The organism is Melioribacteraceae bacterium, assembly GCA_035362835.1.
GTDB lineage: Bacteria > Bacteroidota > Ignavibacteria > Ignavibacteriales > Melioribacteraceae > DSXH01.
Map to the genome: position 1 here is coordinate 171,700 of DAOSDY010000003.1, position 15,184 is coordinate 186,883.

General features: G+C 38.8%; 14 protein-coding genes. 8 read left to right on the plus strand and 6 right to left on the minus strand.

Features of this window, described 5'->3' with window-relative positions; all coding sequences use genetic code 11:
* Nucleotides 1–11 precede the first annotated feature (11 nt).
* From PLZ15_11900 to PLZ15_11915, 4 genes are all read left to right on the plus strand, one after another.
* On the plus strand, nt 12–1,487 hold the full coding sequence (locus PLZ15_11900; protein HOI30449.1) for a glycosyl hydrolase family 18 protein: 1,476 nt from the start codon (nt 12–14) through the stop codon (nt 1,485–1,487).
* A gap of 59 nt (nt 1,488–1,546) precedes the next feature.
* Nucleotides 1,547–1,744 (plus strand): DUF2892 domain-containing protein, encoded by a 198-nt coding sequence (locus PLZ15_11905; protein ID HOI30450.1) that lies wholly within the window; start codon nt 1,547–1,549, stop codon nt 1,742–1,744.
* Between the two features lie 194 nt (nt 1,745–1,938).
* Nucleotides 1,939–2,355 carry an ATP-binding protein gene (locus PLZ15_11910; protein ID HOI30451.1) on the plus strand — a complete coding sequence of 139 codons (417 nt, stop codon included), beginning with the start codon at nt 1,939–1,941 and terminating at the stop codon, nt 2,353–2,355.
* 37 nt (nt 2,356–2,392) lie between these two features.
* The gene (locus PLZ15_11915) at nt 2,393–3,913 is read left to right on the plus strand and encodes a tetratricopeptide repeat protein (GenBank protein HOI30452.1); all 1,521 of its coding nucleotides are present in this window, start codon (nt 2,393–2,395) and stop codon (nt 3,911–3,913) included.
* On the opposite strand, the gene PLZ15_11920 is transcribed toward PLZ15_11915, so the two are convergent.
* From PLZ15_11920 to PLZ15_11945, 6 genes are all read right to left on the minus strand, one after another.
* The gene (locus tag PLZ15_11920) at nt 3,910–4,992 is read right to left on the minus strand and encodes a SpoIIE family protein phosphatase (GenBank protein HOI30453.1); all 1,083 of its coding nucleotides are present in this window, start codon (nt 4,990–4,992) and stop codon (nt 3,910–3,912) included. The genes PLZ15_11915 and PLZ15_11920 overlap by 4 nt on opposite strands.
* 87 nt (nt 4,993–5,079) lie before the next feature.
* Complete coding sequence (locus PLZ15_11925; protein ID HOI30454.1) at nt 5,080–6,438, minus strand: sigma-54 dependent transcriptional regulator; 1,359 nt, start codon at nt 6,436–6,438, stop codon at nt 5,080–5,082.
* Nucleotides 6,435–8,456 carry an ATP-binding protein gene (locus PLZ15_11930; GenBank protein ID HOI30455.1) on the minus strand — a complete coding sequence of 674 codons (2,022 nt, stop codon included), beginning with the start codon at nt 8,454–8,456 and terminating at the stop codon, nt 6,435–6,437. Before PLZ15_11930 ends, PLZ15_11925 begins: the two co-directional genes overlap by 4 nt.
* A 73-nt stretch (nt 8,457–8,529) precedes the next feature.
* Nucleotides 8,530–9,372: a DUF4405 domain-containing protein gene (locus tag PLZ15_11935; GenBank protein HOI30456.1), complete on the minus strand. Its 843-nt coding sequence runs from the start codon at nt 9,370–9,372 to the stop codon at nt 8,530–8,532.
* An 8-nt stretch (nt 9,373–9,380) separates the two neighbouring features.
* Nucleotides 9,381–10,532, minus strand: a complete 1,152-nt coding sequence (locus tag PLZ15_11940) for a hypothetical protein (protein ID HOI30457.1) — start codon at nt 10,530–10,532, stop codon at nt 9,381–9,383.
* A gap of 76 nt (nt 10,533–10,608) precedes the next feature.
* Nucleotides 10,609–11,034 (minus strand): hypothetical protein, encoded by a 426-nt coding sequence (locus PLZ15_11945; GenBank protein HOI30458.1) that lies wholly within the window; start codon nt 11,032–11,034, stop codon nt 10,609–10,611.
* A 402-nt stretch (nt 11,035–11,436) separates the two neighbouring features.
* On the opposite strand from PLZ15_11945, the gene PLZ15_11950 reads away from it, so the two are divergent.
* The 4 genes from PLZ15_11950 to PLZ15_11965 are packed head-to-tail and all read left to right on the plus strand — an operon-like array spanning nt 11,437 to nt 15,139.
* Entirely contained in the window at nt 11,437–12,129 is a 693-nt protein-coding gene (locus PLZ15_11950) for a cytochrome c biogenesis protein (protein ID HOI30459.1), read from the plus strand.
* A gap of 13 nt (nt 12,130–12,142) precedes the next feature.
* Complete coding sequence (locus tag PLZ15_11955; protein ID HOI30460.1) at nt 12,143–12,316, plus strand: CcmD family protein; 174 nt, start codon at nt 12,143–12,145, stop codon at nt 12,314–12,316.
* A 1-nt stretch (nt 12,317) separates the two neighbouring features.
* On the plus strand, nt 12,318–12,707 hold the full coding sequence (locus PLZ15_11960) for a cytochrome c maturation protein CcmE (GenBank protein HOI30461.1): 390 nt from the start codon (nt 12,318–12,320) through the stop codon (nt 12,705–12,707).
* Nucleotides 12,708–12,730: 23 nt separating this feature from the next.
* Nucleotides 12,731–15,139 (plus strand): cytochrome c-type biogenesis CcmF C-terminal domain-containing protein, encoded by a 2,409-nt coding sequence (locus PLZ15_11965; GenBank protein HOI30462.1) that lies wholly within the window; start codon nt 12,731–12,733, stop codon nt 15,137–15,139.
* Nucleotides 15,140–15,184 lie beyond the last annotated feature (45 nt).

Here is a 15,184-nt window from a genome sequence, read left to right on the forward strand (position 1 = left end):
ACAGTGAGATAATGAAAAAAGGTATTCTCATTTTCCTATTTGCTTCACTATTATCTGCACAGTCGTTCCATCAGTACGAAAATCAGTCGTTCGGAAGGGAAAAATTAAACGAGGGTTTATCATTCAACTTTCAACAAAGAGACGGTGTACTGTCCGACAAGAAAATCAATGCGCTTAATAAAGCAGTGTTCGGTTTTTTACCCTGGTGGGAGTACAACGCTGGCAATCATCTATTTATCCGTTACGATCTGGTCTCTCATATAGCTATCTTTTCATTTGAAACTGATGGCGAAGGAAATTTGACTGATCCGCCTCTCTGGCCATGGAATGATCTGATCAATTCCGCACATTCAAAAGGTGTTAAAGTAATTATGGCTGTTACTTCTTTTAACGGCGACGATATTCATAGAATTATGACTGATAACGGCATAAGAAGAAAACTTTGTGAAAATATCAGAACTAAAATTATCCTTTATAATCTGGACGGGGTAATCATTGATTTTGAAAACCTGAAAGATGAAGATGACAAAAAATACGCAACAATTTCATTTATGACTGTTCTTAAGGATATTATTCAGAATCAGTACAATCCTGATCTTGAAATTTCATTTGCCACTCCTTCCTACGGTCGGAATGAAAGGGATATTATGGAATGGAATTTCCCGGGACTGGCAGAAAAATGCAACTATCTTTTCGTGATGAATTATGATTACTGGGGAAGCTGGGCAATTACTACCGGGCCCTCCGCGCCTCTTACAGGGCAATATATAAGTGTCACAAATTCGATAACAGAAGAATACAAAAATGTGCCCCGCAATAAAATTATTTTAGGTGTACCTTACTACGGAAATTACTGGAAGACGAGTTCCGGTCAACCTTATGTTTCTGTATTTCCGTTCAGCAGCGACAGTACTAACAATAACTGGCAGAAAATTTTATTGTACAGAGAAATAATGGATGAGTATTCGACATATGACCGGATGTGGGATGAAGTTTCGAGTACTCCCTGGATCAGGTGGTTCGATAACGGGTGGCATCAGGTATGGTATGATGACCATGTAAGTCTGGAAATGAAATATGATCTTGCAATTCAACAGAATCTGTTTGGAGTTGGAATCTGGGCACTCGGTTATGACGGGGATAGAGATGAACTATGGAATCTGATAGAAAAGAAGTTTGTAAACAATACGGCTGTTAACGCTGATGAAGAGCTCCCGGCGGAGTTCGTGCTAAGTCAGAATTATCCAAATCCGTTTAATCCCGAAACCAAAATTAACTTTCAACTTAGTTCACCGGGTAATGTAAGATTAACAATTACCGATCAGTTAGGAAGGGAAGTGATTCAGCTAATTAATGAATACAGATCTCCGGGCCGCTATACGTTAACATTCTCAGCGGAAAAACTAAACATGGCATCCGGAGTTTATTTTTATTCATTGTCGCTGGGTGGAACTTATTCGGTTAAAAAAATGGTTTATATGAAGTGAGTCTTATGAATCCTTTCAAAGAATTGTCTATCTAATTGATATCAAAAAAGGAGAAAAAAATGAAAAAAAACGTTGGCGGTGCTGATAAATGGTTAAGAATAATTGTCGGACTTGTAATTATTGCTCTCGGCCTGATATACAGTTCTTGGTGGGGTCTAATCGGCATTATTCCAGTATTAACAGGATTAACAGGATCTTGCCCGGCATATCTTCCGCTCGGGATCTCAACTTGTAAAACCGATTCAGAGAAGAAGTAAGAAACTGGTTTTTTATTCAAGTTTGTTTCAGGGACGGGCGGATTCTAGATTCACCGTCCCTTTCTTCTATTCTAAAAATCCCTCAAACCGAAGTAATTAACTTACCTGCATTATTCAAATTAAGATTTTTCAATACTTTGTCTTAATTGAACACTTTTTTATATTTAGAGCGGAACAATAGCAGAATACTATTTGTGAAAGAATTTGAGATAAAAATATCGAGCGATTATGATAAAGTATCCAAAGTCAACATTGATGTAAGAAGTATACTTGAGGACGAAGGTGTTGAACCTCATATTCTAAACGCCTTTGAAATATGTATTATGGAAAGCATTAACAATGTTATAAAGCACGCATATAAGGGTGAAAATAATAAACCGATCCTGGTAAAATTAAAAACAGATAAAAAAATGATTGAGCTGGAGATTATTGATAAAGGAACACCTAGAACTAAATTTGAAATTCCCGATCTAGATTTTGATCCAAAGGATATAAATAATTTACCTGAAAGCGGAATGGGTCTCTACATAATTAAACAACTGATGGATGAACTGACATACGAATCTCACAACGGTGAAAATCACTTTATCCTCAGAAAGTGGCTCTACTGAAATCAGTGATCACTAATTCCAATCTGCAAGGAAATAATTGCCTCGAAAAATTTTTATACTGTTATTATTAGCAACCATCTTATACGGTCAGGATTCCACACGCAGCGAGGCATTTAAAGATACCCGATATTATAAGCCCCCAATTTTCAAAGCGAAGTATCCTTCATATTCACTTCTTGCCGGATATCTTCTTGTAACCGAAGCGAACAGGGGGGATCCGTTTGCTCAGCATGAACTCGGAATCAGATATCTGATCGCCCAGGGTTTTCAGGCCGATACAGTAAAGGCAGTCTATTGGATCAGAAAAGCAGTTGATCAGAATCTTCCTGCAGCCCGTTTCAATTATGGCATTCTGCTTCATAATGGAATCGGCGTACCCTGGAATCCGTTTGAAGCATACTACAATTTTAAATTGGCCGGTCAGGCGGGTTTACCAGAAGCACAGTTTGCCTACGGAATTCTTCTGACAGATAATTTAACCGTCAACAGAAACCTGAACGAAGCTTATAAACTGATAAGTAAGTCTGCAGCTGCCGGGTATGAACCTGCAAAGGCAGTACTGAAACAATTCGAAAGGATGAATTTTATACCCGTTGCCGAGAAAAGCAACGTTGAAAATACTCCCGTTATTAATGATGAAACGGCTAATATTATTAATCCGGATTGGGATCTCGATTTCTATGATTTTGATGAACCAGTTGAAAAAAACAGTGACGATAATATTGAAGAGATTCTGATGAAGAACACCAAAAATTTAAAAAGAATTCTAGGTCTGGATGAAGATGAAAATATTGGTTTAAGTGATACAACAGGTTTCGGAATCCTTAAATTTGCATCCGACAACGGAAGCCCCGAGGCTCTCTTTATGAACGGCAAGGCCCGCGAGAATGGAATCCTCTTTGAAAAAAACATTGTGCATGCCGCATCAAATTATTTAAGAGGCTATCGGCTCGGATCCTTTAAAGCCGGGGAAAATCTCTTCCGGTTGATGCAGGACGAATCCTTTTCGAATCTTCTTAAGGAACAAATTAAATCGGGAGATCCCGAAGCAAAATATGTCTGGGCAGGTATAGCTGCTCTCGGCTATAATAATCAGATAACGGATAAACAGGCACTCGATTTTCTTAAATCGGCTGTAGATCAGAAACATGTACCTTCAATGATTGAACTCGGACTTCTATACAGTTCTGGCAATCTCGTCGAAAAAAACAGGGAAAGAGCAATTGAATACTGGAAAATGGCCCAGAATCTTGGCAGTAAGGAAGCGGAGGTCAGAATTGCCTTTCTTGAAGTAGCTGAAGATACGGGCAAATCGAATATTCAGAACCAGATACAGATCCTAAGAAAGGCAGCAAATGAAGGTTCAGTACTTGCTGAGGCACTTCTCGGTCTCTGTTATGAGAAAGGTCTGGGTGTAAGAGAAAATAAAGCTGTTTCGGTAAGACTATACAGACGTGCATCGCAAAGAGGAAATCAGGCAGCTATGAATTCCCTTAAGAGACTTTATGATGAGATACGCCCGCCAGAAGAGGAATTTGTTATCTACGAATCCGACTAGACTACTTTCAAAATCACCATTGTGAGATCGTCATTCTGGAGTGCTGATCCACGGAAATTCTCAGCCGCTTTCAACAACGCCGTTTTAATCTCTTCGGCCGATTTATCACAATTACTGCTTATTAATCGTTTAACTTTATCCTCACCGAATAAATCTTTCACAATATTCATTGTCTCCGTTAAACCGTCTGAATAGAAAAATATGATGTCGTTTCTCTTTGGAACGAAAGAAATTTCTTCAAGTGTTTGCTCAAATAATCCTTTGTCATTTAAGCCGATCCCCATGCCTGTGGAGTTAAGAACAGAAAATTCCTTTGTCGCACTTTTGAAATGATAAGCCGGGGGATGTCCCGCCCTTGCAAAAACAATCCGCCCATCCTTTTCGATAGAAGCAATTGATAATGTAAGAAAAAATTCTCTTCTCAGATTCTTGGAGAAATATTTCTTTAGGTTTATCATAATCTCTTTTACGCCGGTGAAAATATCAATTAAAGAATATAATATGGATTGAACACGAACCATGTAAAGTGCGGCAGCCATTCCCTTTCCTGATATATCACCAATAATAATATATGTCCTGTCGGGTGTTTCCAGAATGTCGAAATAATCGCCCCCTACCTCCCGTGCCGGTTCATAATAAGTTGCCACTTCGAATCCTTGAATACCGGCAGATTTTTTCGGAATTAAGTCGAACTGAATTTTACGTGCAACATCAAGTTCCCCCTTTACCGAAAGTTTATCGGCTAATTCAAAAGCAAGTAATAATATTGCAATTAAATAGGCAGAAAAAGTATAGAGGGAATTAGCTTGAGAATAACCAACAAAAAAGAAGAGAAGTGAAATAAGGAAAAAAATTCTCCGCGCAGGAGTCAGCTTAAGTATAAATGCGTTGAAGAGGCTTCTTATAAAAATTAGTCCTCGGATTAATTTGTTTTTCGATTGATCGGGTTTTGGAATATCAGCTTTGAAAAATTCATAAACCTCGCTGGCTTCCCGCTTAATTAACCGCTCAATCTCCTGATAGCTCAGGTCGGATGTATATAAATCAAATATTCTCTTTATAGGATTTTGTCCCGACACACTAATCCCCGGTTGACATCAGTATAATTTAAAACCCCCGGATTTTTAGACGAAACAATCGAAAATTTGTTGGTGAATTTATAATAATTAATTCAGTCTTTCCAGACGGGACCTCAGGTGTCTTTCAGTAATGCCCAACAGCCTGGCAGCCGCGCTTTTATTGCCGTTAGTGCGGTTTAAAGCCTCGGTTATCATGGCTTTTTCGAAGGATTTGATTTTTATCTCGTAACCTTCGTCAAGATTGTACGGATCGAATTCACCATAGGATGCTTTTTCCGTCGGAGTAATGGGAAGATCCTCTTTCCTGATATAGTCGTCACGGGAAAGTACTATTGCTCGTTCAATCATGTTTTCAAGTTCTCTTATATTGCCCGGGAAATCATATTTAATTAACTGGTCCAGAGCTTCCCGGGTTATTCCCTTGATAGGCTTTCCCATATTAATGCTGAATCTGTAAATAAAATGATCGACAAGAACGGGAATATCATCCTTTCTATTTCGTAAATGAGGCAGGTTTATGGTAACAACATTAAGTCTGTAAAAAAGATCTTCCCGGAACTCATGATTCTTAATCATCTCCTCGAGATTTCTGTGAGTGGCAGCTATAATTCTTACGTCGGTGCTGAAGGTTGAATTGCTGCCGATCCTCTGAACCTCACCAAATTGAATTGCACGAAGTAATTTTACTTGAACTGAAAGGGGAATATCTCCCACCTCGTCAATAAAAATAGTTCCACCGTTTGCTTCTTCAAATCTACCGATCCGACGGTTTATCGCGCCTGTGAAAGATCCTTTTTCGTGTCCGAATAGTTCGCTCTCCAGAAGATTTTCAGAAAGGGATGCAACGTTTACAGTTACGAACGGCTTTTCTTTTCTGGGACTTGCAAAGTGAATTGCCTTTGCGATTAGTTCTTTCCCGGTTCCGCTTTCACCTCTGATTAATACAGTCGATTTGGTCTGCGCAACCCTTGAAGCAGTACTCAAAACACTCTCCATCGATTTGGAGCGGGAAATAATCGACTCGAATTTAAATTTATCCTGAAGCTGTTCCCGAAGAAATTTATTCTCCGATATCAAATGTTTCCGTTCTTTAATTTTGTTCAGGATATTCTCAAGTTCATCAAGGTCGATCGGTTTTGTTAAGTAATCGAAGGCACCGTCCTTCATTAGATTCACGGCACTTTCAACAGTACCGAATGCGGTCATTACTACTACATCTATTTCAGGATTCAGAAGTTTAATATTCTTAAGTACGGTATGACCGTCCCAGCCGGGCATTTTGAAATCAGTTAATACAATATCTATTACATTTTCCTGTGCTATCTTAAATCCGCTTTCGCCGTCGCCAGCGGTATAAAGCTGGTAATCTCTTTTGGCCAAGAAGGTTTTTAATGATTGTAGCTGAGAGACTTCATCGTCTATTATCAGAACAGAAAGATGGTTCATATTGATACCTGTGAAAATACTTTTGGAATTGTAATTATAATTTTTGTTCCCTTACCCTGTTCGCTTTCTACGGATATCAATCCGTTATGCTCGGCAATTATACGCTGTACAATACTCAATCCTATTCCGCTTCCTTTGGTTTTGGTAGTGAAATAAAGATGGAAGATTTTTTCTTTATCTTCGGCAGGGATTCCGCTGCCGTTATCGGCAAAGACTATCTCAACACTTGAAGCCGAATTTTCTCTTACTCCAATCTTTATTTGTCCGTCCACATTCACGGCATCAATCGCATTCTCAATCAGATTAATAAATGCCTGGGTGATTTGAGTGCGATCCCATTCCACTTCACCTTTCCAGTTTTCGTATAAATTCAGTTTAATGTTTTTTTCGTTCAGCAAGGCAGAATACTGTCTATATAACTGTTCAAATAATTCGGTGGAATTAAAAACGGAGGGATTCACCGGCTGGGGTTTTGAAAATCTAAGAAAACTTTCAATTGTTTCATTTATTCTTCTTACTTCCCCGTACACAAGTTTTGTTAAATCTCTGAATTCTTTTTCATTCTCTTTAGGTTCGAAATCTTTACCAAGCTGCTGGGTTATTGTGCCGATGGCATTTAATGGATTTCTAATTTCGTGTGCTACCGAAGAAGCCAGTTTTCCCATTTCAGTGAGTCTTTCTTTCCTCTTAATTTGACTCTCCAGCCTTTTCACTTCAGTAAGATCTCTCATTACAAAGATCAGGTTTCGTTCTTTCTTCTCATCGAAAAATTCACTTTTAGATAATAAAAAAAGCCGGAATGCACCGTTTATACTGCACTCAATCTCTGAAATATGAGAAGGGGAATTTATGATTCTGCTGCATTTTTCCTTATCGAACAGTGAGTATAGATTTCTGCTGCTTTGTGTCTCTTTGTTGAATAGTTGAAGTGCTGCGTTGTTGAAGGATTTTATATTGAAATCCGGGTCGATCACTATTATCGCATCACTCACATTGTCAATTATCTCTTTCGAATATTTTTCAATTGCGGTAAATTTATTCTCGAGAAGATTGAAATTCTGTTTAACGAATATAAGTGCAAGTATTATAGATCCGAGTACGAACAGCACGATTCCGAGAATAATGAGACGGCTTACGGTGTCCTCATTGATATCATCCAGAGGTTCAAGCGATAGACCGAGCCGGAAGATTCCAATAACCTCATTATTATGGTAAAAAGGATGAATTGCTTCGAATACTTCTATCGAATCAATCTCGGCAACACGCCATGCATATTTGTCCTCCTCCAATCCTTTTCTTAGAAAGTTGGATGAATCAATCGATTCGAGCCCCTCAACAATCCCTGAAGCTGCAATAATACCTTCCTGATCCTGAAGTGCTACATAATTTATTTGAGGATTTTCTGAAAGACTTCTTAATAAGATTCCGAATCCGACCTGGGCTCTGAACTCCAAAAGCTTGTCGGCATCAACATTTAGAACTATGGCGCCTCCGTCACCCGAACTTATTGCAACTGCAAAACGGTAGTCCTCACTGTATCGGGATTGTTTAATGCCGAAGATCAGCGTATCGGAAATCGAATCGAAAATCGGTAAAAGAAGTTGATCCGGACTTTCGTCATCTTCTCTTTCCGGATGACCTTCTATGCTGTTGGAAAAAATTTTATTTCCTTCTCTATCAAAAATATTTATTCTGAAAATATTATTCTTTTTGGCTATCGATTCCAGAAGTGAGTTTGAAATCATTTTTCTGCTGTAGAGAGTTTTTATCATCTCTGCATTATTAAGAAGCCTGCTTTTCATCTCCTCTTCAATTTTTTCGTAAGAAAGAAGAGCATTGTTTGAAGATACCAGAAGCGATTCAAGTAGTGTTCGGGATTGCTGCTGCATTAGCTGCAGCATCTCTTTTCTGCTTTGATTGAGCTCTACAACTACCGATACGCCAATTATCAGCGCTGTTGCAAGAAAAATCAAAACGAGGTTTTTCGGCTGGATAATTATTTTTTCAAGAAACTTCACTTCCGGTTCCCTTGTTCATCTCTAATTTAGTTAAAAACCTGAAATAATATGAAGCGAAGATTACCGGATGGATTCAATTCTTCTCATGGTCATTTTTAGTTCCGAGAGCGATATTGGCCACTTCCACGGGCATCAAGTTATGCCTTAGTGCGATATCCTTCAATTTATCATCAAGCCCAGCTTCAATTCCTTTCAGTTTCAGGTTGGCTATAGCTGTTTCAACATTAATATCGTTTTCAATGCAGATCTCCTGAATTGTTTTCCTGCCGAATCCTCTCCCTTCGCCGGCTGCAGCATTAGAGTTACTGCCGGTTCTTTTTAACAGGTTATAAATCCGGTTGGGTGAGATGTTGTTCAGCTTTGCAATCTCCTTTATACTAATATCTTCTGAGGGAACGGATATATTTTCGTTGCCGAGCCTATTTTTTATCTCATCAGCCGACATTTTTATTATGGAGGAGAATTCTGTCAGTAATAAATCCTCGGCATGCGGGATGGGCGGTTCATTTGAATCGTTGGACCAGGATTCCTTCAATTGCTCACCGAAATCCATCACCGATTTGAACGGGGCAAAATCATAAATCACCATTACAAAAAAAATCAAAATGACAATGATCGAGAAGATCAGTTCTAATCGTAATTTAATTTTCGACTCGAATTTTGTTTTTAGATATGCTACAAAAGGTTTCCAGTTATAAAAAAGATGGAATCCCGCGGCAATTATAAATATGAATGTGAATATTGTATGAACCGATTGCCATTGACTTTTTAGTAAGCCCAGGAATCTCCAGTATGACCAGTTAGCCACTCTTCCCGGAGGGGCAAAGTAGAGTATAATTCCTGATACGATAATTATTAAAAATGAAATTGTAATGTAAAGACTTATGAAACCGCGCCAGCTGAACCTCTTTTTCATCCTTTCTCCTAAAATTCCAGACTTAAACTAAGGTTTATTGAATTTGTATTGTAGTTAAACCAGTAACTATTGGATTTGTTATTTATTGATTGGAAGTTGAGTCCCACATTTATTCCTACATTCTCTGAAGAATCGAGAGGAAAATTTTTATTGAGAAAAATACTAAAGATGCTCTGTGTATCCGTGCGCATTATTTCAGTGTCGTATAATGATAGCTCATCGTAGACACCCTGGGACGGGTAGGATTTCTTATTAAAATAATAACCGGCTTTAAAAGTCAGATCATCAAAAAGGATTTGAGTCAGTTCAACAGAGATATTATTTCCCTCATAGTTAACAGGGTCATCAAAAATCTCGGATTCGTCACCGTACACCATATTTAACTCTTTAATCTGATCAGCAAACCCGTTCGTAATTGATCTGTTGGTGAATTGTGCCGCGATTCCGGTCTTTTCAGCAAGAGATTGCGCTACCCTTATATACGAAACAAGTTGTGAGATGGAGGAAATATTCTTATCCGTGAAAGTTTCTGTAACGGAATTATTCAATTCGTCGATATAAGTTATGCTCGATTCCTCGGAAGGATTCAGGTATTTTTTATAATTAAACGTTCCACCCAATATTACTGTTGTTTCTGTCTCGAAACCGTGATTAAAATTCGCGCCGATACTCCCTTTTATGTTATCGAGAATGGAGATGTTATTATAAGTTGTTAAGCTGACATTAGGATAAATTGAAAAATAGAGATCGCCGATGTTGAATTGACTTCTGTAATAGGCGGTTAAATTATTGTAATCGAAGTAGGAATAGAGCTCCTTATTAAGGCGCTGTTCGAAGAAAATTCCCAATGAAGAGTTCTCGAACTCTTTCCATGCTGCAACCTGATGCCAGTAGAAATTCCTGTCGGGTACGGCGCTTAAACTTATAAAGCTTCCATAATATCCTATTGCGAAGATGCTGAGATCGTTTTCAAGGCCGAAGTCGTACGATGAAATCATCGATGGAGTCGGGAGGGGGGAACGGAAGGGATTCGAGTTATATTCCTGATCTGTCGAAATTCCGAGCGTCCATTGTGCATTGGAAATATTTGAAAGCAGAATCAGAATTGTAATTGCGAGTATTATTCTACTTAATTTAACTCCAGCTCTTCTTTCTATCATACATTCCTCATCTATTAAAAAGGGACTCTAATAGAGTCCCTCTTGTTAATTTTTCTAGAATAATTAATTTAGCAAATTACTTCTTGCCCCATTTTTTACCGCCCCGGTTTGTATTCTGTGCAGGGTCTCCGGTTCCATCGCTGTTTCCATATTTCTTTCCGATACCTTTGTTACCGGTTCCATCTGCCGGCCCGATACCGCCCTGACCCATTTTGCCTTTTCTACCTTTTCCGGAAGCATTGTCCTTTATACCGTCGCCGTCAAGGTCAACAAACCTGCCGTGTGCATTCTTGTTTTTTAAAGCAAGGTAATCCGGATCTAGTCCGTTTGGAATACCGTCTCCGTCATGATCGGGTGCGTTGTCGTTATATCCGTCTCCATTTTTATCAACAAATTTTTTCCCGTGCTCTTTTGGAGGGGGGGGATTTTGAGTCTGGGCAGAAATATCTGAGTATGCAATCAATATTGCCGAAAGAATAAGAATTGAAAATATCCGTTTCATTTTATGCCTCTCTTTCTATAACACTTATGAATTAAATTCTATTATTCAGCAGAGATTTTCATGCCAGTATTGAAATCACTTAATTCTTTTAATAAATGAATGATTATTTCGTGATTGACTGCCCCTCCCGACAAATTGGTCGTTCGAATTCGCCCGTTTTGGCGTAATAACTTATTTTTTCTTTGTAAAGTCTCAATCAATTGAATTGAGCCAATACAATTCTTCAAAATAAGCATATACTCTATTTTTGCCGGGGAATGGGTCGCTTCATTCTTTGGAAATAATACTCAGCTTTCCTATTTTTGAAATGTCTTAGAGTGAAAGTTCTATTTATCCGCTTTAAGGCACGATTGGAAAAACTGTTTGATTTCAATCGTTTTTCTCTCACAATAGAAAGGTATTATGGTCTGGAAGTTAATCCTTTTCATCCTGATGGCATTTGTAATTGTTGCCGGGATAACGTTTCCAATTGTTCCACAACCCTCTTCATGGTATGAATTCCCCAATATTCCGGGATTAGAAGAAAAGGCGAAGATAATATTTTTTCATGTGCCTACTGCCTGGCTCTCTGTTATAGCATTTCTGATGGCAATGGTATATGGAGTAAGATATTTGAAAAATAAGAATCTGGATGAAGACGCAAAATCGGCCGCTGCATTACAGCTGGGAATGGTCTTTGCCATACTTGCTACAGTTACCGGATCTATCTGGGCAAAATTTACATGGGGCGCATTCTGGCATTGGGATCCGCGGGAGACAAGTATTTTTATTTTGCTTCTGATTTATGGATCTCTCTTTGCTTTAAGATCGGCAATTGAAAATGAAGATAAAAGAGCCCGGCTCTCGGCAGTCTATTCAATTATTGCCTTTTTAACCGTGCCATTCTTTATATTCATTATGCCTAGGATAATGGTAGGACTTCATCCCGGTTCGGCAAACGACGATACGTCCGGTCCGGTAGTTGATTTTAAAATGAATGCAAATATGCAGCTTGTATTTTATTTGTCACTGCTGGCTTTTACAATTCTCTACTGGTGGATGTGGAAGATCCGGTATCGTTCAATAATAATTCACGAAAATCTTTCAAAGAAATAAATTGAGGTAGAAATTGGAAGGCGGATTTTTAGGATTTCTTGAGAACAATTCAATCTACATTGTGATGTTCATTGTTCTTGTTGTCTGGCTCGGTATCTTTCTGTTTTTAATTAACACAGATAAACGGCTAAAAATAATCGAAAAAGAATTGAGTAAAGTAATATCCGAAGGGAAGGAGAATCAGTAATATGAAAAATAAATATATGTTCGGCGGATTTATCATAGTTGTTTTCCTTGGAGTAATGATATATCTGTTCACCCAGACCAATGTTGCTTATGAAAACAGTTTTGCAAAGGTAATGGAAACCGAGAAGACTGTTAAAGCAACCGGGAGCTGGTTAAAAGAAAGAAATTATGAAGTTGATAAACAAAACGGAATTTTTTCGTTTTATATGAAAGACGATCAGGGTAAAATAATGAGAGTGATTTACAATGGTACTATTCCTAACAACTTTGAGTCATCTACCAGCGTGGTTGTAACGGGTAAATACCAGAATGGTGTCTTTCATGCAACCGACATTCTTACCAAATGTCCATCCAAATATCAGGAGCAGCCGGTTCAAAACGCGAGCTCGTAAAATCAGCTAACTAGGAGTATAAGATGATTGGTAATATAGCTTTAACTCTGGCCCTGCTGGCCGGAGTCTTTTCTGTTGTAATGTATTATTTGACCTTCAGGGGTTATCAGAACACTCTTTCACTGGCGCGTATCGGGTATCATACCTCGGCAGTTATGGTTCTGGCTGCAAGCGCCCTGCTTCTTCATGCAATTCTTACTCACCAGTATCAGTATAAATATGTTTACAATTACAGCAACAGCGAACTTCCTATCGGACTTCTCATGTCCACATTCTATGCCGGACAGGAAGGAAGTTTTATGCTCTGGATTTTATTCACAGCAATAATCGGCCTTATTCTGCTCGATTACACTTCCAAACGTGGCGACCTCGAACAACGGGTAATGATGGTTTTCGGATTGGCGTTAACATTTTTGCTGGTAATGGTTAGTCCTCTTTTAAAAACCCCGTTTGAATATATCTGGAATACACCCGATTTCATCGATCTGAAGAGTATTAATCCGGCTTATTATTCGCTGCCCGCACTTCAGAACTTTATGTTCAGCGATCCTCAGTCCAACAAACAGTTTGTACAGATTAGCAGCGAACTTAAAAACATTCTGACGGCAAATAATATCTCTGTAAGCGATTTTATTGTCGAGGGTAAAGGTCTCAATCCTCTTCTCCAGAATTTCTGGATGCAGATCCATCCGCCAATTCTGTTTGTTGGATTTGCAATGTCGGCAGTTCCATTTGCATTCGCAATGGCAGCATTGTTAAAAAATGAGTATAAGGATTGGGTTAAACAGGCCTTGCCTTGGGTCCTATCCGGTACAATGGTTCTCGGCTTGGCTATTATGCTCGGCGGTTACTGGGCTTACGGTGTTCTTGGCTGGGGAGGTTACTGGGGATGGGATCCTGTTGAAAACTCTTCTCTTGTTCCATGGATTGTTGGTGTCGCATCTATACATACACTCCTTGTTCAGAGAAAGACTCAGGAAAAAGGAAGCGGAAGATTTGTTAAAACCAATCTTATCTTAAGCATCCTTACCTTCGTTCTCGTTATTTACAGTACTTTCCTTACTAGAAGCGGAATACTAGGCGATGCTTCGGTTCACTCATTTGTTGATCCCGGTATGACTGTTTATCTTTTCCTTGTATTGTTTCTCGGGCTTTTTACTGTTATTGGTCTTGGAATGGTAATTTACAGGTGGAAGTATCTTACTGCGAATTTCAACGAAGAAGCAAATCTCCTATCGAGAGAACTCGCTCTTTTTACCGGTGCTGTTGCTCTGCTCGCTTCTGCTATAATCGTACTTGTCGGAACTAGCGCTCCAATTTTCGGTCAGACTGTTGAAATTAAATTTTATAATGAACTTAATCTTCCAATCGCTGTGATTATCGGACTCCTTAATGGCGGAAGCCTTCTTTTAAAATGGAAATTGACTGAAACGAAGGATATCTGGAGTCAAACCCGTTTCTCACTGATTGCGTCGGTTATTCTGACTGCTCTTATAGTAATTTTTGGCGGCGTAATTGAGTTAATGCTGATTGTACTTCTCTTTTCCTCCTCATTTACTCTGTTTGTTAACGGGGAAATAATGATTAAGATATTGAAGGGAAGAAAAAGTTATCTTGGCGCGTATATAGCCCATATCGGCATTGCGGTCTTTCTAATCGGAGTTGTTGCCAGCGGTGCTTATTCGGATCAGAAACAGGTCGACCTTGTAAAAGGGGAAAGTCTAAATGTTCTCGGCCACGACCTTACTTTTCTGGGTTATGAACCGATCGATAACGGAAAAAAATATGCTTTTAATGTCGAGATAAATAAAAACGGCTCCTCAAGAGTAGCTAAACCGATTATGTTTATTGCCGAATTTAATAATAGTCTGATGAGAGAACCAGATATTCTCGTTGGGCTTACAAAAGATTTTTATGTCACTCCTGTCGGATATGAGGATGGCACAGAAGAGAACCATAATCACGGCAGTGTATTAGCTCTTACTAAAGGCGAGACAGTCGACTATAACGGAATGAAAATAACATTTGAATCATTTGAAATGCCTAAAGATGGAATGGCGGCTATGTCTGCAGGTAGTGAATTCAAAATCGGCGCTCTTATTAAGATTAATGATAACGGAAAAGAATATTCACTGAAACCCGCAATTGTAATTCAGGGAGACGGTAGAAAATCGGAACCGGCCGTTTTAACCGATAAAGGTCTGACTTTTGAATTATCTAATATGGAAGCAGGTTCTGGTAAAATAGAACTTACTATTACAGATTCTAATGAACAAAACCAGCAGGAACAAACTTCAATAGCTAAAAAAGAAGTGTTGACCGTTGAAGCTAGCATAAAACCATTTATCAGTCTGGTCTGGATTGGTGTTCTTCTGATGGTTGCCGGTTTCTCGGTAGCCGCTTTCCGAAGATCTAAAGAATCTTTATTATAAAGTTATTGATTGAATTAAAGGCGGCTTTTAGCCGCCTTTTTTTTA